Origin of the sequence: Aeromonas sp. QDB20, from assembly GCF_027707805.1 — a bacterium.
Taxonomy (GTDB): Bacteria; Pseudomonadota; Gammaproteobacteria; order Enterobacterales; family Aeromonadaceae; genus Aeromonas; species Aeromonas dhakensis.
Genome location: NZ_JAPCJC010000016.1, coordinates 72982 through 93969, shown reverse-complemented (window position 1 = coordinate 93969; position 20988 = coordinate 72982). Strand labels below are relative to the sequence as shown.

The following is a 20988-nucleotide window of genomic DNA, read 5'->3' as shown; positions in this document are numbered from 1 at the left end:
ATGGCGCGTTAGCAAAGCGGTTATGCAGCGGATTGCAAATCCGTTTAGTCCGGTTCGACTCCGGAACGTGCCTCCATCTTCTCCCTGTCTGAATTTTCCCATATCGACCGTTTCGTGCGGCGTTTTGTCGTATCAGTATCCCTGCTGCAGCAACAACTGTTCGCAACCCTGCTGCTGCCACTCCCGCTCCAGATAGCGGTTTACCTGTGTCAGGTCCTGTCCCCGGTACTGAAACTGCACTTCGGCCGAGTGTTCGGTCACATCCATCATCTTCTGTTTCAACTGACCGCACTGCCACAGGCTGACGGTGGGGGCCCCCTTGTAGGCCAGGGTGATGCTGTCGTCCCGGTTGAGCTGCCAGTCCTGCCATTCTGACCAGATCAGCAGGCCCAGGATCCCTATGATCGCCATTTCTGCGGGTTTCATCGCCTTGACTCCATGTTGACTACCAACTCATTAAATCTGGTCAAACGCGGCCGCTTTGCCAGCTTTTGTTGCCTGTAAGTTAATGGATGTAACCCAATTTCACTTTGTGGCTTTCCAGGGCGTTTTTTGCGAAAAAATGGGATTCCTGGTGTAGTAATCCTACAAATTGTGGAGTAATCTTTGCTCAGTGGTCTTACCAGTGAGGAGTGCTATCATGTTTCATCCCTATTCCCTTACTCAGATAATTCTTCGTCGCCTCTATGTGCTGCTGGTGGGTATGCTGGCCTTCCCCGTGATGCTGTTTCGCAGCGACCGGGCCCGTTTCTACAGCTATCTGCACCGGATCTGGAGCAAAACCAGCACCAAACCGGTATGGCTCAAGATGAGCGAGCGCGGCGAGCGGATCTTCTACTGAGGTCCCGGCTTGATGACAAAAGAGACAGCTTCGGCTGTCTCTTTTGCATTTATGGCCCCTGGCCGCGCAAATTGCATTCAACAGGGAGAAATGAGGTCTGTATGGCGCCCCTTGCGCCAGGTTTTGTCCTGCCTGATGAGAGCGGGTGGCGCCGCGGTACAATCCGGCCCGCGGGATCCCGGGTAGAGTGGCGACTCATTGATCCGAGGAGCTTTTTATATGTCCGATATTTTCAAGGCCGCCTTCATCTTCGTTGCACCGGGGGCGGATCCCGCCTGCCACGCCAGCTGGGTCAAGACGGAGAAAGTCCATGTGAAGATGATCGCCGTGCCCGACTACCAGGGAGGCCGTGAACTGCTCGACGAGCTATATCGGGAGGGGATCCGGGCGGTGGAGCTCTGTGCCGGGTTCGGTCACCTGGGGGTCGCCGCCATGGTGGAGGCGGCCGCGGGGCGCATGGAGATAGGCGTGGTGCGCTTCGATCGCCATCCCTGTCTCGACCATGTCAGCGGTGATACCCTCTTCCTGTCCACCTCCGAACCGAGCCAGTGAGCAACATCGCCTCCCATCATGATGCAGTGCCGTAAATTTCAGCCCGCTCCCGATCTGGCGCCCTGGCTGGCGCAAGGTTGGGAGTGGCGCCTTGGCCAGCCCCAGCCGATGCCTGAGATCTTCCCCGGCACCGGGGCCGAGATCCTGTTCAATCTGGGGGCTTCCCTCACCATCACGATCCTCTCGTCAGCAGACGCGCCCCGCAGCGTCACCGTGGCCACGGGGGCGGCCGTGTTGCTCTGCCCGCGCCATGCCCGCCTGCGCTTTGCCGCCCATGGCCAGACTCATCTGCTGGGGCTGCGGCTGCGCTCTTCGGCCTGTTTCGATCTGTTTGGCGTGCCGCTCGAGCAGTTGAGCGATCGGGTGCTGTCCCTCGATGAGCTGGGGATTGTCTGCCCCGACCCGCAGTGGTTGATGCAGGAGGGGGCAGGGGCGCTGGGGGCCTGGTTGCGCCGGCAGGTAGGGAGTCGTCCGCCGCGGGATCTTGCGCTGGTACGGGCGATAGAGCGGCTCTATTACGGCACGCCGGCGATCGAGTTGCAGCAGCAACTGGGGATGAGCGCACGTACCTTTCAGCGGCGATTGCGCTGCCATCTCGGGGTAGATGCCCGCTATTTTCTGCGTACCGCCCGCTTTCAAAGGGCGCTGCGCCAGCTGCTGTCGGGCGCCCCGTCGCTCGATGCCCTGCTGGAACAGGGCTATTGCGATCAGCCCCATTTCATCAAGAGCTGCCACTTCTTTACCGGGCGCTCGCCCGGGCAACTGCTTACCCCTGAGCACCAGCGCCTCAACCACTACAGCCCGCAGATAAACCGGCTGGCCGGATCGCTTTGACGACCCAGCCCGCTCGGCGCTTTCCATTCATCTTGTCTTGCGACCAGCTCGCCTCTCGCCGCCGCGCGCTGGTGAAAATATGCAGGCAAACCCGCGTCGGGATGGTCGGGGAGGCGAACCTGTGCTCCTCTTCATCGTCATGCCATCGTCTCTGTCGCCGTCTTGATGTCAATGGCAAGTGGCCGAGAGCATTCTTAAAACTCTTTTTAAAACAGCATGATACTAATTGTGTTTTTTATAGATGTGCCGATTTTGCATTTTTTTTGAAATCATTTCGTCGCAGCGCCGGTTCTATGGAAGGCATCCGGTCGCGAATGATCGGGCACACCACACACAATCAGAAGGAACAGAGAATGAACGTTAAAAAGAGCACTGCCATCGCCTCCGCCATGACCGGTCTGCTGGCCCTCGGCGCCCAGTTCATTGCCGCCCCGGCCATGGCTGCCGACGAGAAGGAGAAGTGCTACGGCGTGGTGAAGGCGAGCAAGAACGACTGTGCGACCAAGACCAACTCCTGCGCCGGCACCGCCAAGATGGATGCCCAGGGCGACGCCTTCGTGGTGGTGCCCAAGGGGCTGTGCGAGAAGCTGGCTGGCGGTTCGCTGCAACCCAAGTAAGGCTGGGTGCCACGGTGTTGTGCACCGTGGCTCTCTTTTGATGGCCAACCGCGAGTCTTTGCGATGAACCCCTTGATTGGTATTGGATTGCGAACCCCCCATTACGACGAGATGCTGCGTACCCTGCCGGCCGTCGGCTGGCTGGAGGTGCACAGCGAGAATTACTTCGAACGGCACAGCCGGGGTTTTCAGGTATTGAGCGAGCTGGCCCGGCACTATCCGGTCAGCCTGCACGGGGTCGGCATGTCCCTGGGGTCGGCCGATGGGCTCGACCTTGCTCACCTTGCCAGCCTCTCGGCCCTGGCTGGCGCCATCAAGCCGGTGCGCATCTCGGAACACCTCAGCTGGGGCAGCATCGGGGGGCGCCACTTCAACGATCTGCTGCCGGTGCCCTATACCCGGGAGGCCCTGCTCACCATGAGCGACAAGATCATGCAGGTGCAGGATGCACTCGGTTGCCGGCTGCTGATCGAGAACCCCTCTTCTTACCTGCAACTGGCGGGAGAGATGCCGGAGTGGGAGTTTCTGGCCGAGCTGCAACGGCGCAGCGAGTGCGGCATCCTGCTCGATCTCAACAACCTCTACGTCAGTGCCTTCAACCACGGCTTTGTGTACCGTGACTATCTGGCTGCCATCGACATCGCCACCGTGGGTGAAATCCACCTGGCCGGTTTTACTGACAAGTCCCTGCCGCAGGGGCACCTCTATATCGATACCCACAGCGCGCCGGTGAGCGAGCCGGTCTGGGCCCTCTATGCCGAGATCTGCCGCCAGCGCGCCATCCCCACCCTGATCGAGTGGGATCTCGAGATACCGCCGCTCCCCGTGCTGTTGGCGGAGGCCGAGCGTGCGAGCACCCTGCTGGATGCCGCCATGGCTGCCCATCCTGCGTCGGAGGCCGCCCATGTCTGAGCTGGCCCAACGGCAGCAGCAGTTTGCCGAGGGGCTGCTTGGCCAGAGCGAGGCCATTCTGCCCCACGTCCACTCCCGCCTCTTCCCGGCCGATGCCGTGCTGCAGGTCTATCGCAACCACTTCATCCTGAGCCTTGGCGAGGTGCTGGCGGGCAGCTACCCGGCGGTCAAGGCCATGGTGGGGGAGGCGTTTTTCGACGCCGCGGCGCGCGGCTTCGTGCTGGCGGAGCCCCTCTGCGAAGGGAGCGTGATGCACTACGGCGCAGGCTTTGGCGACTGGCTCGCCGGGCTGCCCACCACCGCCGAACTGCCCTGGCTGGGGGAGCTTGCCCGTTTCGAGTGGGCACTGGAGCGCACCAGCCTGCTTGCCCCCGAGGTGCGCCACTGGCCGGCCGAGCGGGTGGCGGCCCTGCCGCCAGCGGCCTGGCAGACGCTGGTGCTGATCCCGGCCTGTGATCTGCTTCTGTTCGACAGCCTTCGCCCGGTGGAGGCCCTCTGGCAGATGGCTCTGCACCAGGGTGAGGCGGTGCACGATCTGGCGGCCCCCGCCTGGCTCGCCCTCAAGAAACAGCCCGATTGTCGGGTATTGCCGCTGCGCCTGAGCGAGGGGGAGTGGCGCCTGCTGGATGGCTGCCGCCAGGGCATCGCCCTGTCGACCCTGCTGGCGCAAGATGCGCAGGCTGCAGAGTCTCTGACCCGCCTCGTCACCCTGGGCCTGCTGGTCGATGTGACCTCAACGCTGGAGTAAATTCGATGACAAACCACAAGTTCCCCCTGATGCAGCAACGGGGGCCGGCCGCCCCCTGGTGGCTGAGCGGTGCCCTGTTGCTGCTGGCCAGATGCTGGGTGGCGGCGGTCTTCTTGCGCTCCGGCTGGCTCAAGCTGAGCGCCTGGGACAGCACCCTTTACCTGTTCGAGTTCGAGTATCGGGTGCCCCTGCTGCCCTGGCAGTGGGCAGCCTGGCTGGGGACGGCCACCGAGTTGCTGCTGCCGGTGCTGCTGCTGCTTGGGCTCTTCACCCGACCGGTCGCCGCCCTGCTGTTTGCCTTCAACATCATGGCGGTGCTCTCCTATCCCGCCCTCTGGGCCGGCGGCTTTTACGATCACCAGTTGTGGGGCTGGATGCTGCTGACCCTGGCGGTGTGGGGGGCGGGGCCGCTGGCCCTGGATCAGTGGCGCCTTGTCAGGCGGGCATGAAGCCGCCACACTGGCACTCTCATCAGGCACCCTGCGGGGTGCCTGTTCATTTCATCACAAGGAGGAGAGGCGATGATCATCCGGCAGGCAACGCAGGCAGACATTCCCGCGCTGGTGACCCTGCGCATGGCGCTGTTTTGCGAGGTGGGGGAGCTGAGCGAGCCGTTGGCCGATCTGCCGCTGTGGCAGGCCACCACCACCTATTTCAGCACGGCGCAGGCCGAGGAGAGTGCCCGCTCCTGGGTGGCGGAGGTGGATGGCGAGGTGGTGGCGAGCGCAACCCTGGCGCTCTTCGTGCGCCCGCCCTATCCCGGCAATCTGACGGGGAGGGAGGGCTATCTGCTCAACATGTATACCCTGCCTGCCCATCGCCGGCAGGGACTGGCCGGTGCCCTGCTGGACCAGATGGCGGACTATGCGAGGGGGCAGCAGCTGGGCCGGGTCTGGCTCCATGCCAGCGAAGAGGGGCGGCCCCTCTACGAGCGGATGGGGTTTGTGAGCAACCCCGCCTATCTGGAGTGGCAACCCGGGTGATCCCGCTTGCCGCCCTGCCCGTATCACGCCTGCCAACGGGATACGGGCGCTGCGAACCTCTCCCTGGCTGTGGCAAAATCTCGGCCAAATTCTGATCGAGTCACCATGCTCAACTATGATCAGCCTCAACAGGCTCGTGCCGGTTCACCTTGACGCCGAGTCTTGTGCCCGTTCCCACCTTGTCAGGTCATTACAGAGGTATGACACCCATGTTCAACAACAAGCTGAAGGCGCAACTGCAGGCCTGCCAGGCACAGCTCGCCGAATCACAGGGCTTCGTGGAGGCGGTCAAGGCCGGGATCGCGACCATCATCTTCACCCCGGATGGCGAGATCCTGGAGGCCAATCAGCCATTTCTGAGCCTGATGGGTTACAGCGCCATGGAGCTGCAGGGTCAGCACCACCGGATGTTTTGCAGCCAGGAGCTGGCCCGCTCCGCCGAGTACCAGCAGTTCTGGGCCCAGCTCAAGCAGGGCAGGGTCAAGTCCGGCATCTTCTCGCGCCGCAACAAGCGGGGCGAGGTGGTCTGGCTGGAGGCCAGCTACTTCCCGGTAAAGTCGCAGGGCAGGGTGACCCAGGTGATCAAGATCGCCAGCGACGTTACCGCCGAGCATCAGCAGCTGCTTAACCAGGAGGCGGTCTCCAAGGCGCTCGAACGCTCGCTGGCGATGATCGAGTTCACCCCGAGCGGCGACATCCTCTCGGCCAACGCCAACTTCCTGAGTTGCGTCGGCTACACCCTGAACGAGCTCAAGGGGCGCAATCACCGCATCCTGTGCGATGACGCCTTCTATGAGGAGAACCCCCGCTTCTGGGAAGAGCTGGCTCAGGGGCAATTCAAGTCCGGGCTCTTCCTGCGGCGCAACAGCCATGGCGAGGCGATCTGGCTGGAGGCCACCTACAACCCCATTCGCGACGAGAGCGGCAAGGTGAGCCGGGTCATCAAGTTTGCCAGCGACATTACTGATCGTGTCACCAAGAGCCATGCGGTGCGCGATGCCACCCAGGTGGCTCACGCCACGGCGCAGGAGACCCTGCGCTGTGCCGAACAGGGGGCTGAGTTGCTGCGCTCCGTGGTGGAGACCTCGTCGCTCATCAGCGAGCAGGTGGACAAGACCATCCTGCTCATCAACCAGCTCAACGAGCAGTCCAGAAGCATAGAGGCCATCGTCTCCACCATCAGCAGCATCGCCGATCAGACCAATCTGCTGGCCCTCAATGCGGCCATCGAGGCGGCCCGCGCCGGGGATCAGGGGCGTGGTTTCGCGGTGGTGGCCGACGAGGTGCGCCAGCTGGCGGCTCGCACGTCGCTCTCCACCGACGAGATAGCCAAGGTGGTGCAGAAGAACCGCGAGCTGACTGCCAGAGTGACCGACGACATGGCCAGGGTGGCCGGCAGCGCCGAGCTCGGCAAGCAGCAGATCGACAAGGTCAACGAGGTGATGGTGGAGATCCGGCAGGAGGCCAACAACGTCTCGGCAACCGTCTCCAGCCTCTCCATCTAGTCAGCTGGCGGCCTTCTCTTCATGCGGGCCGCCTTGACCACTATTTCAACGACCTGCACGCAATATGAGCAGTCGAAATCCCAATCTGAACCCCTGCTGTATCGCTCCCTGCTTGTGAATTGCCCGTCGGCGGCAGCCTGTTTAGGCTTGCCGCCTCATTATTTTTGGAGCAGATAAAGACGATGGCAACGAGAAGAGAGGGCAGGGCGCTGGCGCTGCTGGCAGGTGTGGTAGCAAGCGTGGGACTGAGCGGCTGCATGGGGCAGATGGGGCTCTCCTCCATGGTGACCAAGGGCAACCTCAGCGTGGTGGACAACCGTTACGGCCGGGCCGGGGTCTTCATCCTGCTCTCGCCGGTCTACGGTCTGGCGGCCACCGCGGATCTCTTCGTGTTCAACACCATCGAATTCTGGTCGGGCAAGAACCCCATCACCGGCAAGTCGCCGGCGCTGGTGGATCAGAAGCTCGACGCCCTGATCAAGGTCAACCAGCACCTGGATCCCTCCCTCAACAAGGTGCCGCTGGCCCTGCTGCCACAAGGGGTACGCGAGGTGGAGGTGAGCTACCCGGACGAGCGCACCGCCCAGATGGAGGTGCACTATCTGGACGGGCGCAGCAGCCTGATGCGCGGCGAGAAGCGCGGCGAGCTGTTGGATATCTACTTCGACGGCCGGCTGGTGTCGACCCTGACGCCGGCCCAGCTGGAGGAAAAAGCACGGACCGTTAGCGCCGAGGTATAAATTCATCTGAATCCAGATCTATTCCTCTCTGGATAAGGTATACCTAGTCAGCAGGCAAGATCGCCAAGATGACCAGGGATACAGGCTATGACGGTGAATGGATTGCGGTTGGCAGAGTTGATTGGTTCCCTCAGTCATGCGCTCGACATGACCGAGGGTCAACCAAGAGGGCACTGTATTCGCTGTTGCTGGATAGGTTCCCGTCTGGCCGAACGGTTGGCGCTGGATGCTCGACAGCGTCATGACCTCTATTACATGCTGCTGCTCAAGGATCTGGGGTGCAGCAGCAATGCGGCCCGTATCTGCGAACTCTATCTCACCGACGATCTTCACTTCAAACGCGACTTCAAGCTGGTGGATGGCTCTCTCTCCGAGGTGGTCAACTTCGTGCTGGGCCACACCGGCCTGCAGGCGGATCTGCTTGGGCGTTTTCGCAGCCTGTTTCACATCTTTCGCAACGGCGATCAGATAGCCAACGAACTGATCCAGACCCGTTGCCATCGGGGGGCGGACATCGCTCGTCAACTGCGTTTCAGTGAAGAGGTCGCTACCGGTATCCTCTCTCTGGACGAACACTGGAACGGTAAAGGTCGGCCGTTGCAACTGGTCGGTGACGCGATCCCGCTCTTCTCTCGCATAGCGCTGCTCTGCCAGGTGGTGGATGTGTTTCACGCCGCCGCAGGCCCTGATGCGGTGCTAAAAGAGCTGCGCGAGCGCAGCGGCAGCTGGTTTGACCCTCAATTGGTTAGCGAGTTTGAAGCCTTGGCGGATGGTGATTTTTGGCAAGGACTGGCGGATCCCAAGCTGGCTGAGTGGGTGTTCGTCCACCCGGCCGGGCAGGGTGAGGTCGCTCTTGATGAAGATTATCTGGACGAGATCGCCGCGGCATTCGGTCAGGTGGTGGACTCCAAAAGTCCCTACACCGCCGGTCATAGCGGCCGAGTGGCACTCTATACCGACATTCTTGCCACTCAGATGGGGTTGTCCGAACAGAGACGACGCTGGCTCAAGCGCGGTGCTCTGCTCCATGACGTGGGCAAGCTGGGGGTGAGCAATGCCATTCTCGACAAACCGGGCAAACTTGATGCGCAGGAGTGGGCCGCCGTGCAGATGCATGCCGCCTATACCGAGGAGATCCTGAGTCGCATAAGTGCGTTTGAGGAGCTGGCGCAAGTGGCAGGTGCCCACCATGAGCGCCTCGATGGCAAGGGTTACCCTAAAGGATTGAAAGGGGATGAGATAGCCTTGGAAACCCGCATCATCACCACGGCCGACATTTTTGATGCCATCACTGCCAAACGGCCCTATCGTGGAGCCATCCCGGTGCCTCAGGCGCTGGAGATGATGGCCGAGAGTCTGGGGACGGCCATTGATCCGGATTGCTTTGCCGCTCTGCAGGCGGGGATCCAGGATTTTTCCCTCTATCTCCCGCTCGAGCAACCGCTGGCAAACGCCAGTTAATATTTGCGCCATATCGGGCTTCAGTCATTTGTCATTGGCCTGAGACGACAACGCCCCGCTTTGCGGGGCGTTTTGCTATGGGCGACTCTGGCTGCGGGGCGGGTGCATCACCAGGCCCAGCAGCCGGCGCAGGTGGGTGAGCTGTTCGGTGAGCTGCAGATTGAGCCACAGATAGCCGCTGATGGCAGCCTCGCCGCCGGCGTCGATCCGCACTCTGCCGGCCGCCTCCTGCAGACGAGCAATGGCCAGCTCCGAGCCTTGCAGCTCGCCGCTTTTGAGCATCAGCGCCAGCTCGCTCATCAGCGCCTCGGTCGCCTGCTGGCAGGCGCGCAGTTCCGGGGTGCTCTGCATCAGGAAGTGGCTCTGGCGATCGCGCCAGTAGGTGTTGGCCAGCATCTCCAGGGTGCAGAGGGTGTTGCGCATGGTGGTCTGGATCGCTTCGAACAGGGCGCTGCCAAGACGGGTCTCCTTGACGGCCGGGGTCAGCAGGGGGCGCAGGCTCACCATCTTGGAGAGCAATCTGGCGTGGCTGTGGGCGAGCCGCGGTCGCTCCAGCACGTTGGGGGAGAGGTGGGTGTGATAGAGCCGCTGGGCCTGCTGCAGGGTATCGTGCATCTGCAGCCGCCAGTGGCTGTAGGCGCGCTGGGGATAGATGCTGCAAAACAGCAGCGCCAGCAATGAGCCCAGGATCACGTCGGCACTGCGCCACAGGGCGGTCTCGATATCGCCGGGCATGGCCCCCATGGTGACGCCGAGGGTGATGCCGATGAGCAGCCCCACGTAGGGGCGCTTGCCGAGCGCCAGATAACCGCACAGGAACATGATGCAACCGCACCACAGCAACATCAGCGGCAGGGAGTAGAGCTCGAGATAGAGCGCCACCACCCCGCAGCTGGCGCCGAAGATGGTGCCGACCACCCGCTGCAGGGCGCGCGACAGCACATTGCCCCAGAACGAGATGGGGCCCATCACCACCACCAGGGTGATGAGGGGCCAGGTGCTTTCCGGCAGTTTCAGCTCGCGGGTCAGCAGAAAGGTGAGCATGAAGGCGAGCGCGATGCGCAGGCCGTGGACGATGCGGTAGTGACCGTAGATCAGCAGATCGAGTCGGGAGAGGGGGGCATTCAGGCGCAAGGGACAAGCCTCGGATTCATGGGGGCAGCCACCCCGCCACGCCCGGCGGGGTGGAGACCGGTATCAGGCCACTCGTCCCTGGAGTGGGTGGATCCAGACCCGCTCGCCGACCGCGATGGCCGGCTGGGCGGGGACGATTTCAATCAGGCAGTTGGCATCACTCATGGAGCTGAGGATGCCGGAGCCCTGTGGCCCTGTGGTGCGCACCCGCAGCACGCCGCTGGCGTCCTGATGGAAGATGCCGCGCAGGAACTCGGTGCGTCCCGGTCGGCTCTTCATCTGCTGCTCGGCCAGCGCCGAGAGGCGCAGCGGCTGCCACACCCGGCCTTGCAGGCGGGCGATGGCGGGCTCGACGAATTGCAGGAAGCAGATCATGGCGGCCACCGGGTTGCCGGGCAGGCCGAAGAAGGGGGTCTGCCCCAGCTTGCCGAAGGCGAGCGGGCGACCCGGCCGCATCTGGATGCGCCAGAAGGCGATCTGGCCAAGCTCGGCCAGCACCTGCTTGATGAAGTCGGCATTGCCCACCGACACCCCGCCCGAGCTCAGCACCAGGTCGGCGTCGGCCGCGGCCTGTGCCAGCTGCTGGCGCAGGATGGCGGGATCATCGGGGATGATGCCAAGGTCCATCACCTCGCAGCCGGCCCCGGCGATGAGCGCCATCAGGGTGAAGCGGTTGCTGTCGAAGATGTGGCCGGGGGCGAGCGTCTCGCCCGGTGCCTGCACCTCGTCGCCGGTGCTGAACAGCGCCACCTTGAGCGGTGCGCGCACCGTCAGGGTTGCCTGTCCCAGAGAAGCCGCAAGCCCGAGCTGAGGGGCGCCGAGGCGGGTGCCGGCCGCGATGGCGACTGCGCCCAGCGCCAGATCTTCCCCGGCCTGGCGCACGTTCTGCCCCGCTTTGACGGGGGCACTGACGCTGACCCATTCACCGTCAAGCCGGGTCTCTTCGCGCATCACCACGGTATCGACACCGGGGGGCAGCGGGGCGCCCGTCATGATCTGCACCGCCTGTCCGGCCAGCACCGGCTCGCTGCGCGGCTGACCCGCCAGCACTTCCGCCACCAGTTGCCAGCGGCCGGCGGCGAGATCGTCGCTGCGCAGGCCAATGCCATCCATCGCCGAGTTGGCGTGGGGCGGCACATTGATGGGGCTCACCAGGTCGCTTGCCAGTACGGCGCCGTGGCAGCGGGCGAGCGGCAGGTCGCGGCAGGCGGTGGCGGGGTCGAGTGCATCAAGAATGGCGTTGCGGGCAGCCTCGACCGACAGAAAGCCGTTGCCAGCCTCCTGCTCCTGCGTCTGACTCTCCTTGAGCCAGCAGCAGACGAAGTCGGCGATGGCCTCCAGATCATTGATATCGAGCCGGGGCAGGGTGGTCTCTGCGGGCTGATCGCTGGCCAGGGCGATGATGTCGCGATCAATCGGGAACAGCAGCGGCTTGCCGATGGCGGCGCGGTGCAGCTCGATTTTCGGGAAGTGCTCATGCTTGAACCCCTCCACCAGCAGCAGGTCGAGGCTGCGCTGATCGAAGCTGGCCAGCAGCTCGCGAAAATCGGCCTCACCCAGATCGGTCTCAACGATGCGGGCGTGACGGCGGCGGGAGGCCACCATCATCTGGCTGGCGCCGGCCTTGCGCAGGCGATGGCTGTCTTTGCCCGGCTGGTCGATGTCAAAGTCGTGGTGGGCGTGCTTGAGTACCCCGAGGCGCAGACCGCGGCTCACCAGCAAAGGGATGAGCTGCTCGAGCAGGGTGGTCTTGCCGGTGCCGCTCCAGGCGGCAAAGCCGAGCAGGGGCAGGGTGGGGGCCGGGGTCATGAGGTGGCTCCTTGTCCGGTGGCGGCGTCTGGCAGGCGAGCCTCGTAGGCGGCCAGCTCGTCCGGGCTGTTGAGATTGATGAAGGCATCCGGCTGGTCGGCAAAGCTCACCACCGCCATTTGGTGGCGGGCAAACCAGATATCGATTTTGCGCTCCCCCTCGGCCAGCGCGGCGGACAGGGAGGGGAGCAGGGATTTGTGCAGCAGGGCCACCACGGGTTGCAGCCAGTCGCCGTCATGAGCCACCACCAGCTCGGTTGCCGGGGTGAGGGCGGCGCGAAAGCGCGCCATCAGATCGCGGGGCAGGGCGGGGCCGTCGCAGGGCACGAACAGCACCCAGTCGTGGCGGGCGGCGGCAAGGCCAGCCTGCATGCCCGCCAGCGGGCCGAGATAGTCGGGGTTGTCGTCGCCGATGACCGGGGCCAGTGCCTGGTAGCGGGCCTGGCTGCGGTTGGCGTTGATCAGGATCTCGTCCACCTGGGGCCTCAGTCGGTCAAGCACGTGGTCGATGAGCGGGCGGCCCGCCAACTCGACCCAGCCCTTGTCGGCGCCCCCCATGCGGGTAGCGCGGCCGCCAGCCAGCACCACGGCGGAGACGGGAAAGCGGTCAGTACGAGGTTCGCTGTGTGAGGTCATGTCGCTCGATGATTTTCAAAGGAGTGGGTTCGTGCAGCCGGCCCCGGGCGAGGGTCCATTGCCGCTCGCACAGGTCGATCAGATCGTTGCTCTGGTGGCTGATGATGACCAGGCCGCTGCCCTGTTCCCGCAGATCTTGCGCCATGGCGGCCATCAGGGCAACCGAATGTGTATCCAGATTGGCGGTGGGCTCGTCCATCAGCAAAAAGGCGGGCTGCAGCGCCCAGGCGCGGGCCATGGCCAGCCGCTGGCGCTCGCCGCCAGACAAAATGCTGATGTGCTCGCGCGCCAGGCTCTCCAGTTCGACCCGGCGCAGCGCCTCGAACACCCGCACCTCGTCGGCGGCGCGATGGCCGAGGGCCCAGGCCACGTTGTCGTGCACGCTGCGATCAAACAGGTAGGGGGTCTGGTGCAGGTAGGTGACCCGGCCCGGCCCCGGATCGCGCTTGAGCCACTGGCCGAGCTTGCCGCGCCAGCCAGAGGGGAGGTTGGTGTGGCCCCGGGTCGGGGTGAGCAGGCCGGCCAGGATCTTGAGCAATGTGGTCTTGCCCACCCCGTTCGCGCCGCGCAGCCAGACGGCGTCGCCGGCCGCGATGGAGAGCTGCTCAATCTGGAACAGGTCGCGCTCGCCAAAGCGCATCATCAGCTGGTGGGCGGTCAGGGCCATGGCGTACTCCGGTGAATGGACGGTGGGGGCATGGTCGGTTCTTCACATAACCGTGACCGCGACAGCGGTGGGGTCAGCAGCATTTGGTTATGGATAATCGTGCGCTGTGCCATGGTCAGTTCTTCAGGTAGCTGTGACCACGGCACGCGGTCAGCAACAGGTTGAGCAGCAGGGCCAGACTCAGCAAGACGATACCGAGCGCCACCCCCTGGGTGAAGGCCCCTTTCTGGGTCTCCAGCGCGATGGCGGTGGGGATGTTGCGGGTGAAGTGCAAAATGTTGCCCCCCACCATCATGGAGCAGCCCACCTCGGTGACGATGCGGCTGAAGGCGCCGATCACCGCCGCCAACAGGCCGAAGCGGCACTCGCGCATCAGCCCGAGCAGCGCCCTCGGCCAGGAGAGCCCCAGGGTGCGGGCGGTCTCCCAGGCGCGCCGATCGCTCTGCACGAACGCGGCGTGAGCCATGGTGGCGATCACCGGAAAGGCGATCAGCATCTGCCCCACCACCATGGCCTGCTGGGTGAACAGCATCTTCCAGTCGCCGAAGGGGCCGGCCCGCGACAGCAGCATGTAGAGCAAGAGGCCAATCACCACGGTCGGCACCGACTGCAGGGTATTGATGCAGGAGAGCCAGAGCCAGCGGGCCGGGATCGGCAGATAGGCCAGCGCGAAGCCGAGCAGCAGGGCCGGCAGCAGCACCAGCCCGAGCGCCAGGCCCGATACCGAGAAGGAGACTCCCACCACCTGCCATAGCTCGGCGTCACCACTGAACAGCAGCGCCAGCGCCGCCAGTGTGGTTTCGATCAAGGTCGGCACCGGGCGCCTCCGTCACTCAAGGTGGCGAGGGGCACCAGGGGCAGGTCGAGCAGGGTCGGCCGTGGCATCACTGCGGCTTGGCGTCGGCCACGAACAGCGGCTGGCCGGCCACCTTGAAGTCACCGATCAGCTGCTGGCCGTGCTGGGAGACCAGCCAGTTCTTCAGGGTGCGGGCCCCTTCGGTGTTGAGATCCGGGTAGCGCTTGGGGTTGACCAGGATCACCTGGTAGGGGTTGAACAACCGCTTGTCCCCCTCCAGCAGCACGGCGAGATCCAGCTTGCTCTGGTAGGCGAGCCAGGTGCCGCGGTCGGTCAGGGTGTAGGCCCCCAGCTCCGAAGCCATGGTCAGGGTCGGCCCCATGCCCTGGCCGATGGACTTGTAGCCAGCGAACTCTGGCTTGACGTCGGCCGCCTGCCACAGGGTCTTCTCCTTGATGTGGGTGCCGGACTCGTCCCCGCGGGAGATAAAAGTCTGCCCCTTGTCTTTGATGGCCTCCAGCGCCTTGGCGGCATCGTGCAGCTTGCCAAGACCGGCCGGATCTTTCGCCGGGCCGACGATGACGAAGTCGTTGTACATCAGGTGCTCAGGCTCGATGCCAAAGCCCGCCTCGACGAAGGCCTTCTCGGCAGAGGGGGCGTGGGTCATCACCAGATCCGCGTCGCCGTTCTCGCCCATCTTCAGGCTCTGGCCGGTACCGGCCGCCATCACCTGCACCGGGTAGCCGGTCTCCTTGGTGAACTGGGGCAGCAGCCAGCCCAGCAGGCCGGACTGCTCGGTGCTGGTGGTGGTGGCGAGGCGGATGGGCGCCTTGGTCTCGGCATGGCTGGCAGCGCTCCAGAGCGGCAGGCTCAGCAGCAGGGCGGAGGAGAGGGCAAGGGCGAGGCGTTTGCGCACTGTGGCTGTGATCATGATGTCAGGGTACCCGGTGATGGAGAGAGGGCAGGACTAAGCAAGCAGGGTGCCAAGCTGGCCACATGCCTTGTTCGGCACGGTTTTTAATGTGAAAACAGTTGGTTAAGCGCCCTAATTGCGTGATGGCGGCGTCGCTTTTAATAAACGGAGTTGGCACTTGGGGCCGGTTAGCGACAAAATGTCCCACAGTTTATAAGGTCGGTGGGACAATCCCGGAACCTTGTCGAATCTGAGGTACTTTTTTCATGACTGCACCCGCCAGCCGCTGGTCCGCCCTCTCCTTGCTCATCGTCGACGACGAACCCGGCATGCGCAGCTTTCTCGCCAAGGCGCTGGCCCGCCGCTTCGCCCAGATAGAAACCGCCGCCAGCGTGGAGGAGGCCGAAGCCCTGCGCTGTCGCCTGCATTTTGATCTCATCATTGCCGACATCCGCCTGCCGGGGCGCTCCGGCATCGAGTGGCACGAGGCCATCGATCCCGCCACCCGGCGCAGCGACATCATCTTCATGACAGGTTTTGGCGACATGGAGACTGCCCTCAAGGCGCTGCGGCTCGGCGCCAGCGACTTCATTCTCAAACCCTTCAACCTGGATCAGATGGTGCAGGCGGTGGACCGGGTTATCGAGCGCCGCCAGATGGAGCGGGAGAACCTGCTGCTGCGCCGGGAGGTGAGCAAGCTGTTTCCGCCCACCCTGATCGGCGACAGCGCCAAGACCCGCGAGCTCAAGACGCTGATCGCCCGGGTCGCCCCCTCCAACGCCGCCGTGCTGGTGGAGGGGGAGTCCGGCACGGGCAAGGAGCTGGTGGCCCGCGCCCTGCACCAGCTCTCCGGCCGGATGGGGGCTTTCGTGCCGCTCAACTGCGCCTCCATCGCCCCCGAGCTTTTGGAGAGCGAGCTGTTTGGCCACGTGCAGGGGGCCTTTACCGGCGCCCGCAAGGGGCGCGACGGCCTGTTCCGGGTCGCCCATCAGGGCACCCTGTTTCTGGACGAGATCGGCGAGATGCCGCTCGCCATGCAGGCCTCCCTGCTGCGGGCGCTGGAGCAGAAGGCCATCCGCCCGGTGGGGGCCGAGCGGGAGCTTTCGGTGGATGTGCGCATCGTGGCCGCCACCAACCGCAACCTGAAGGCGGAGGTGGAGGCGGGCCGGTTTCGCGAAGATCTCTTCTATCGTCTCAACGTAGTGGCGCTGCCGGTAGCACCCCTGCGCGAGCGGATCGACGACATCCCCGCCCTGGTGCACCACTTCACCCGCCAGCTCACCGCCGAGATGGGCATGGGCGCCCTGCACTGGACCCATGAAGATGTAGTAGCCATGCAGGCCTACCCCTGGCCCGGCAACGTGCGCGAGCTGCGCAACCTCATCGAGCGCTGCCTGCTGCTGGGCAAGCCGCCCGCCGAATATTGGCAGAGCGCCAAGCCGGCCGAGTCGGGACGGGGGGAGGAGGGCTATCCGCTAGAGTGGGCGCTGGCCGAGGTGGAGAAGGCCCACATCCTGCAGGTGGTGGCGAGCTTTGACGGCAACAAGTCGGCCGCCTCCCGGGTGCTCGGGGTGGCGCGCAAGACCCTGGAGCGCAAGTTCAAGGAGTGGGCCATCGAATGAGCCGGCTCGCCCCTTGCCGCCGGAGTGAGTCATGAGGCTGGCGCAGATCCCGGGGCTGCTCAGAACCAAGGTGCGCTGGCGCCTGCTGCTGCTCACCTCGGTGCCCATCATGCTGACCCTGGCCGGCATGATAGGGCTCACCCTCTACTGGACCCTCACCTACAGCTGGCAGAACCTGCTCACCACGGTGCGCAGCGACCTTGGCGTGGCCCACCACGCGGTGAGCGTGCAGCAGCAGCGTCAGGCCGAGCACCTCGAGCACCTGCGCGATGCCTGGGCCTTCCAGCTGCAGCTGCGTGAATCCCCCGCCCGCTTGCGCCAGTGGGTGATGCCGCTCGCCGCCAACTACGGTCTCGACTTTTTGCGCCTGCGCAGCGGCAGCGAGCTGGATCAGCTGCCAGAGCAGGATCGCGCGGCCCTCGCCGCCGGGCGCAGCGTCAGCCACTTCGTGGTCTGGTCGCGGGAGCAACTGCTGGCGCTCTCGCCGGCGCTGGCCAGCCGCGCCGTGCTGGACAAAGAGCTGGAGCCGGGCGCTGGGCAGGAGACTCGCGGTCTGATCAGCCTCTCCCTGACCCCGGTGATGGGGCGGGACGGCAGCCTCTGGGGCGTGCTGGAGGGGGGGGAGCTTATCAACGGCAGCACCCGGCTGGTGGACGAGCTCAAGGGCCAGGTGTTCGCCAAGAACACCCTGCCGGCCGGCAGCATCGGCAGCGTCACCCTGTTTCTCGGCGATCTGCGGGTGAGCACCAACGTGCCCGCCAGCAGCAGCCAGCAGCTGGGGCGGGCGGTAGGCACCCGGGCCTCGGCGCCGGTGCGTGAGCAGGTGCTGGGCCGCGGCGAGCCCTGGATTGACCGCGCCTTCGTGCACGACGCCTGGTATGTGTCGGGCTACGAGCCGCTCTTGGGCGCCAATGGTGAGCGCATCGGCATGCTCTACGTCGGCTTTCTCGAGTGGCCCATCGTTCGCACCTACCTCACCAATCTGCTGGAGCTGGGCTCCGGCGTGGTGCTGCTGTTGCTGCTCTCGGGTCTGCTGGTCTATCGCGGCGCGCGGGACTTGTTCACCCCCATCGAGCGGATGCACAAGGTGGTGCGCCAGGTGCAGGCGGGCAGGCCGGCCCGCATCGGCGAGCTCTACCTCGACCCCGATCACGAGCTGGCCCAGCTCGGCCGTCAGTTCGACGCCATGCTGGATCGCCAGGCGGCGCACCGCCAGCAGCTGGCCCGCAGCGCCGACGAGCTGGAGCAGAAGGTGGCCGAGCGCACCCAGAGCCTCGAGCAGAAGACCGCCGAGCTCGAGCATCACATCCATATGCTGACCCAGGCCCGTCAGCAGTTGCTCATCAGCGAGAAGCTGGCGGCCCTCGGCGAACTCTGCGCCGGGGTGGCACACGAGATCAACAACCCGCTGGCGGTGATCCTCGGCAACGTGGAGCTGATGAAGCTGGAGCTGGGGGAGGCGGCCGCGCCGGTGAGCGAGGAGCTGGCGCTGGTGCTGGCCCAGATCGAGCGCATTCGCGCCATCACCCGCAGCCTGCTGCAATATTCCCGCCCCGGCGACTACGAGACGGCGCCAGTGTGGCAGCACCTCACCCCCATCATCGAGGAGAGCCTGACCCTGGTGCGCTCCGCCCTGCGCCAGCAGCAGGTGAACCTGGTGGCCGATCTTAAGGCCCAGCAGCCCATCGAGGCGGATCGCCAGCAGCTGCTACAGGTGCTGATAAACCTCTTGGTCAACGCCAGCCATGCGCTGGGGGAGCAGGGGGAGATCCGGGTCGAGAGCCGCGACTGGCTGGATGACGCCGGGGCCCTGCAGGGGGCCGAGGTGCGGGTCATCGACAACGGCAGCGGCATCGAGGCGGCCATCATCGACAAGATCTTCGACCCCTTCTTCACCACTCGCGCCACCGGCACCGGGCTGGGGCTGGCCCTGAGCCACCGCATCATCAGCCGCTGGGGCGGGGAGCTGTTGGTAGACTCCACCCCGGGGCAGGGCAGCTGCTTTACCATCCGATTGTGCAGCCACGCCCGGCTGGCCAGCGGCGGCGAGCGCGCCCGGCTGGAAGGGTGGCGCATCGCCCTCAACGCCGAGGGGCGTGAGGCAAGCGTCGAGCCCCAGTCATGACGACATCATAAAAAGCCTACCGAACTTGAAGGGTGCGCATTGCCCTCAAGGGGGAAGGATGTGACTGTCGCAATTCAGAGTGAGGCACAAAAAAGCCCGCCAATAGTGGCGGGCTTTTTTACAGATAGGTGAGGGGATACTTACTGCGGGCTCCACACCAGCTTGCCGCTCTGGGTCAGATCATAGCCGCCGAGGCGGGCCGCCAGCTCGCGCCCCTCGGGGGATTGCAGCCAGCCGATCAGCTGTTGCAGCAGGGTGCGAAAGAAGACCCCCTGCGGCATCACCAGATCGAAGCACTCCTGCGACAGCGGCACGAAATCGAGGCCAAACTCGGTGGCAGTGCTCTGGGCACCGGGCCCGACGTCCGCATCGCCGCGGCTGATGGCGGCGGCCAGCTCCCGCTCGCTGTTGACCTCGATAGTGCGCTCCAGCCGGGTCAGCGACTCCCCTTGCGTTTGCAGCCACTCCTGCAGGGCGCGCTGGCTGCCGGCCCCCTCCTGGCGCATGGCCCAGCGCCAGTCGAGCGCCTCTTTCGCCTCCTTGGGTTGCAGCCCCTGGCGCAGCACCAGCCCCTGCACCCGCCTAAATCCATGAACGATCACCCATTGCCGGTGGCCCTGATACTGCTGCACCAGCGCCGGATGGCGCAGGTGGGCCTCCTCGGCCTGGCCCCAGTGAATGGCGCACAGATCCACATGGCCGCGCGCCAGCATCGCCAGCCCCTGGCGGGTGCCGCACGGGGTGTAGCCCACCAGTGCCTGGGTGCCGAGCTGCTGGGCCAAACGGCTGCTGGCGTAGTGGAGCAGCACGTCGTCGGAGCCCGCCAGTAGCAGCCGGTCGTTCATCACCCCCTCGTGGCAGCTGCCGAGCAGCCAGCGATCGAGCAGGGAGCGCGGAAACAGCCACTTGCCGGTCGCCTTGGTGGCGGGGATGCGCGCCTCGTTGGCGAGCTGGTAGACCTTCTTCTCGTTGAGATCGAGGTACTCCGCCACCTGCTTCACATTCATAAACTCGTTCATGGCTTGCGTTTGGCCCTCTGTCTGGTCTGATCGAGATACAGCGCGATCTGCTGGGCACTCATCAACTCGTTCATGGCTTAATCCCGCATTCCGCGACCGGCCGAACCGGGCGCCAGCACTGGCGGCTTCTCGTCCAGCAAGATATGGTCGTGGCCGCTGAATACCTCGAAGTGGCGCCCCTTGGCGCGGGCAATCATGGTGATGCCGAGCTGGCGGGCCAGATCCAGCCCCATCTGGGTGACGCCGGAGCGCGACAGCAGCACCGGAATGCCCATCTGCGCCACCTTGATCACCATCTCCGAGGTGAGCCGCCCGGTGGTGTAGAAGATCTTGTCGTGGCCGCTCTCGCCGCGCATCCAGAGCTCGCCGGCCAGGGTATCCACCGCATTGTGGCGCCCCACATCCTCGACAAAGGAGAGGATCTGGGCGCCGCGACAGATGGCGCAACCATGCACGGCACCGGCCATCTTGTAGGTTTCGTTATGGGCCGACAGCGCCTTGAGCAGGGCGTAGAGGGTGCTCTGTTTAAGCTCAGGCGCCGCCAAGACCACCCCTTCAAGCTTCTTCATCACGCTGCCATACATGGTGCCCTGACCACAGCCGGAGGTGACCGTCTTCTTCTCCAGCGCCTGGTCGAGATCGGCGGCCTGCTGGCTGCTTACCACGGCGGCGGCCTCGCTCTCCCAGTCGACAATTACCGACTCGATGGCTGCAATATCCTCGATAAAGCCCTGATTTTTCAGATAACCCAGCACCAGCGCCTCGGGGCGGGCCCCCAGCGTCATCAGGGTTACTATCTCCTTCCAGTTGAGGTAGACCGTCAGTGGCCGCTCACAGGCGATTTGGCGGGTTTGCAGCGTGCCCTGCTCATCCATCACCTCGACGGCCATGGTGAGCTGGGCTGCTGCATTGCTTTTGATAAAGGTCGGTGTCATGGGCCCCTCGCGACCGGTTGCCGGGATCTAAGGGGAGGGATACAGCAAGTTTTGTTCCAGATTGTTTTTGAGTAGATAGAAACTCGGGCTGTGACTGTATGGTAGGGAAATAGAATGAAAAAAGCAGGTAGATCCGCCGT

22 protein-coding genes and 1 tRNA gene are annotated in these 20988 nt (G+C 64.5%); 14 read left to right on the top strand and 9 right to left on the bottom strand.

Annotation, left to right across the window (positions count from 1 at the left end):
* Window positions 1-2: 2 nt before the first annotated feature.
* A tRNA-Cys gene (locus PG897_RS17000) sits at window positions 3-76 on the top strand.
* A 56-nt stretch (window positions 77-132) separates the two neighbouring features.
* Here the strand turns inward: PG897_RS17000 and PG897_RS16995 are convergent.
* Window positions 133-426, bottom strand: a complete 294-nt coding sequence (locus PG897_RS16995) for a hypothetical protein (protein ID WP_010633270.1) — start codon at window positions 424-426, stop codon at window positions 133-135.
* Window positions 427-640: 214 nt separating this feature from the next.
* On the opposite strand from PG897_RS16995, the gene PG897_RS16990 reads away from it, so the two are divergent.
* The 11 genes from PG897_RS16990 (at window position 641) to PG897_RS16940 (ending at window position 9193) form a co-directional block, all read left to right on the top strand.
* The gene (locus PG897_RS16990) at window positions 641-841 is read left to right on the top strand and encodes a YbfA family protein (protein ID WP_005303249.1); all 201 of its coding nucleotides are present in this window, start codon (window positions 641-643) and stop codon (window positions 839-841) included.
* A 219-nt stretch (window positions 842-1060) separates the two neighbouring features.
* The gene (locus tag PG897_RS16985) at window positions 1061-1393 is read left to right on the top strand and encodes a DUF6506 family protein (protein ID WP_201882634.1); all 333 of its coding nucleotides are present in this window, start codon (window positions 1061-1063) and stop codon (window positions 1391-1393) included.
* An 18-nt stretch (window positions 1394-1411) separates the two neighbouring features.
* On the top strand, window positions 1412-2227 hold the full coding sequence (locus PG897_RS16980) for a helix-turn-helix domain-containing protein (protein WP_201882632.1): 816 nt from the start codon (window positions 1412-1414) through the stop codon (window positions 2225-2227).
* 353 nt (window positions 2228-2580) lie between these two features.
* On the top strand, window positions 2581-2844 hold the full coding sequence (locus PG897_RS16975; protein WP_005303242.1) for a BufA1 family periplasmic bufferin-type metallophore: 264 nt from the start codon (window positions 2581-2583) through the stop codon (window positions 2842-2844).
* Between the two features lie 63 nt (window positions 2845-2907).
* Entirely contained in the window at window positions 2908-3756 is an 849-nt protein-coding gene (gene bufB, locus PG897_RS16970; protein ID WP_201882631.1) for an MNIO family bufferin maturase, read from the top strand.
* Window positions 3749-4504, top strand: a complete 756-nt coding sequence (locus tag PG897_RS16965) for an HvfC/BufC N-terminal domain-containing protein (RefSeq protein ID WP_201882630.1) — start codon at window positions 3749-3751, stop codon at window positions 4502-4504. The genes bufB and PG897_RS16965 overlap by 8 nt, the downstream gene beginning before the upstream one ends.
* A gap of 5 nt (window positions 4505-4509) precedes the next feature.
* The gene (locus PG897_RS16960) at window positions 4510-4953 is read left to right on the top strand and encodes a DoxX family protein (protein WP_139398983.1); all 444 of its coding nucleotides are present in this window, start codon (window positions 4510-4512) and stop codon (window positions 4951-4953) included.
* Between the two features lie 72 nt (window positions 4954-5025).
* A complete protein-coding gene (locus PG897_RS16955; protein WP_017781951.1) occupies window positions 5026-5487 on the top strand; it encodes a GNAT family N-acetyltransferase in 462 nt (153 codons plus the stop codon).
* 209 nt (window positions 5488-5696) lie between these two features.
* The gene (locus tag PG897_RS16950) at window positions 5697-6992 is read left to right on the top strand and encodes a methyl-accepting chemotaxis protein (protein ID WP_065016884.1); all 1296 of its coding nucleotides are present in this window, start codon (window positions 5697-5699) and stop codon (window positions 6990-6992) included.
* A 119-nt stretch (window positions 6993-7111) separates the two neighbouring features.
* On the top strand, window positions 7112-7732 hold the full coding sequence (locus PG897_RS16945) for a DUF3332 domain-containing protein (RefSeq protein ID WP_201882629.1): 621 nt from the start codon (window positions 7112-7114) through the stop codon (window positions 7730-7732).
* 87 nt (window positions 7733-7819) lie between these two features.
* Window positions 7820-9193, top strand: a complete 1374-nt coding sequence (locus PG897_RS16940) for an HD-GYP domain-containing protein (protein WP_201882628.1) — start codon at window positions 7820-7822, stop codon at window positions 9191-9193.
* A gap of 75 nt (window positions 9194-9268) precedes the next feature.
* Here the strand turns inward: PG897_RS16940 and PG897_RS16935 are convergent, their stop codons facing one another.
* The 6 genes from PG897_RS16935 to PG897_RS16910 form a co-directional block, all read right to left on the bottom strand.
* On the bottom strand, window positions 9269-10327 hold the full coding sequence (locus PG897_RS16935; protein ID WP_005303226.1) for an FUSC family protein: 1059 nt from the start codon (window positions 10325-10327) through the stop codon (window positions 9269-9271).
* 63 nt (window positions 10328-10390) lie between these two features.
* On the bottom strand, window positions 10391-12136 hold the full coding sequence (locus tag PG897_RS16930; protein ID WP_201882627.1) for a bifunctional molybdopterin-guanine dinucleotide biosynthesis adaptor protein MobB/molybdopterin molybdotransferase MoeA: 1746 nt from the start codon (window positions 12134-12136) through the stop codon (window positions 10391-10393).
* Complete coding sequence (gene mobA, locus PG897_RS16925; protein WP_201882626.1) at window positions 12133-12771, bottom strand: molybdenum cofactor guanylyltransferase MobA; 639 nt, start codon at window positions 12769-12771, stop codon at window positions 12133-12135. The genes PG897_RS16930 and mobA overlap by 4 nt, the downstream gene beginning before the upstream one ends.
* The gene (locus PG897_RS16920) at window positions 12743-13438 is read right to left on the bottom strand and encodes an energy-coupling factor ABC transporter ATP-binding protein (RefSeq protein WP_201882625.1); all 696 of its coding nucleotides are present in this window, start codon (window positions 13436-13438) and stop codon (window positions 12743-12745) included. The genes mobA and PG897_RS16920 overlap by 29 nt, the downstream gene beginning before the upstream one ends.
* 115 nt (window positions 13439-13553) lie before the next feature.
* Window positions 13554-14255: an ABC transporter permease gene (locus PG897_RS16915; protein ID WP_017409123.1), complete on the bottom strand. Its 702-nt coding sequence runs from the start codon at window positions 14253-14255 to the stop codon at window positions 13554-13556.
* Window positions 14256-14322: 67 nt separating this feature from the next.
* A complete protein-coding gene (locus PG897_RS16910; RefSeq protein ID WP_171281360.1) occupies window positions 14323-15165 on the bottom strand; it encodes a substrate-binding domain-containing protein in 843 nt (280 codons plus the stop codon).
* A gap of 248 nt (window positions 15166-15413) precedes the next feature.
* Between PG897_RS16910 and PG897_RS16905 the strand changes: the two genes are divergently transcribed.
* Both PG897_RS16905 and PG897_RS16900 read left to right on the top strand, forming a co-directional pair.
* Window positions 15414-16769: a sigma-54-dependent transcriptional regulator gene (locus tag PG897_RS16905; protein ID WP_201882624.1), complete on the top strand. Its 1356-nt coding sequence runs from the start codon at window positions 15414-15416 to the stop codon at window positions 16767-16769.
* 31 nt (window positions 16770-16800) lie between these two features.
* Window positions 16801-18894 carry a sensor histidine kinase gene (locus PG897_RS16900; protein ID WP_201882622.1) on the top strand — a complete coding sequence of 698 codons (2094 nt, stop codon included), beginning with the start codon at window positions 16801-16803 and terminating at the stop codon, window positions 18892-18894.
* Between the two features lie 140 nt (window positions 18895-19034).
* Here PG897_RS16900 and PG897_RS16895 read toward each other — a convergent pair whose 3' ends face one another.
* A complete protein-coding gene (locus PG897_RS16895; RefSeq protein ID WP_017778423.1) occupies window positions 19035-19901 on the bottom strand; it encodes a helix-turn-helix transcriptional regulator in 867 nt (288 codons plus the stop codon).
* Between the two features lie 89 nt (window positions 19902-19990).
* Window positions 19991-20848 carry a formate dehydrogenase accessory sulfurtransferase FdhD gene (locus PG897_RS16890; protein ID WP_201882613.1) on the bottom strand — a complete coding sequence of 286 codons (858 nt, stop codon included), beginning with the start codon at window positions 20846-20848 and terminating at the stop codon, window positions 19991-19993.
* Between the last annotated feature and the right edge of the window lie 140 nt (window positions 20849-20988).

What these genes read in the sequence shown, in the direction of transcription:
- PG897_RS16995 (WP_010633270.1), bottom strand. Translation starts at nt 426, where the DNA reads ATGAAACCCGCAGAAATGGCGATCATAGGGATCCTGGGCCTGCTGATC.
- PG897_RS16990 (WP_005303249.1), top strand. Translation starts at nt 641, where the DNA reads ATGTTTCATCCCTATTCCCTTACTCAGATAATTCTTCGTCGCCTCTAT.
- PG897_RS16985 (WP_201882634.1), top strand. Translation starts at nt 1,061, where the DNA reads ATGTCCGATATTTTCAAGGCCGCCTTCATCTTCGTTGCACCGGGGGCG.
- PG897_RS16980 (WP_201882632.1), top strand. Translation starts at nt 1,412, where the DNA reads ATGATGCAGTGCCGTAAATTTCAGCCCGCTCCCGATCTGGCGCCCTGG.
- PG897_RS16975 (WP_005303242.1), top strand. Translation starts at nt 2,581, where the DNA reads ATGAACGTTAAAAAGAGCACTGCCATCGCCTCCGCCATGACCGGTCTG.
- bufB (WP_201882631.1), top strand. Translation starts at nt 2,908, where the DNA reads ATGAACCCCTTGATTGGTATTGGATTGCGAACCCCCCATTACGACGAG.
- PG897_RS16965 (WP_201882630.1), top strand. Translation starts at nt 3,749, where the DNA reads ATGTCTGAGCTGGCCCAACGGCAGCAGCAGTTTGCCGAGGGGCTGCTT.
- PG897_RS16960 (WP_139398983.1), top strand. Translation starts at nt 4,510, where the DNA reads ATGACAAACCACAAGTTCCCCCTGATGCAGCAACGGGGGCCGGCCGCC.
- PG897_RS16955 (WP_017781951.1), top strand. Translation starts at nt 5,026, where the DNA reads ATGATCATCCGGCAGGCAACGCAGGCAGACATTCCCGCGCTGGTGACC.
- PG897_RS16950 (WP_065016884.1), top strand. Translation starts at nt 5,697, where the DNA reads ATGTTCAACAACAAGCTGAAGGCGCAACTGCAGGCCTGCCAGGCACAG.
- PG897_RS16940 (WP_201882628.1), top strand. Translation starts at nt 7,820, where the DNA reads ATGACGGTGAATGGATTGCGGTTGGCAGAGTTGATTGGTTCCCTCAGT.
- PG897_RS16930 (WP_201882627.1), bottom strand. Translation starts at nt 12,136, where the DNA reads ATGACCCCGGCCCCCACCCTGCCCCTGCTCGGCTTTGCCGCCTGGAGC.
- mobA (WP_201882626.1), bottom strand. Translation starts at nt 12,771, where the DNA reads ATGACCTCACACAGCGAACCTCGTACTGACCGCTTTCCCGTCTCCGCC.
- PG897_RS16920 (WP_201882625.1), bottom strand. Translation starts at nt 13,438, where the DNA reads ATGGCCCTGACCGCCCACCAGCTGATGATGCGCTTTGGCGAGCGCGAC.
- PG897_RS16910 (WP_171281360.1), bottom strand. Translation starts at nt 15,165, where the DNA reads ATGATCACAGCCACAGTGCGCAAACGCCTCGCCCTTGCCCTCTCCTCC.
- PG897_RS16905 (WP_201882624.1), top strand. Translation starts at nt 15,414, where the DNA reads ATGACTGCACCCGCCAGCCGCTGGTCCGCCCTCTCCTTGCTCATCGTC.
- PG897_RS16900 (WP_201882622.1), top strand. Translation starts at nt 16,801, where the DNA reads ATGAGGCTGGCGCAGATCCCGGGGCTGCTCAGAACCAAGGTGCGCTGG.
- PG897_RS16895 (WP_017778423.1), bottom strand. Translation starts at nt 19,901, where the DNA reads ATGAATGTGAAGCAGGTGGCGGAGTACCTCGATCTCAACGAGAAGAAG.
- PG897_RS16890 (WP_201882613.1), bottom strand. Translation starts at nt 20,848, where the DNA reads ATGACACCGACCTTTATCAAAAGCAATGCAGCAGCCCAGCTCACCATG.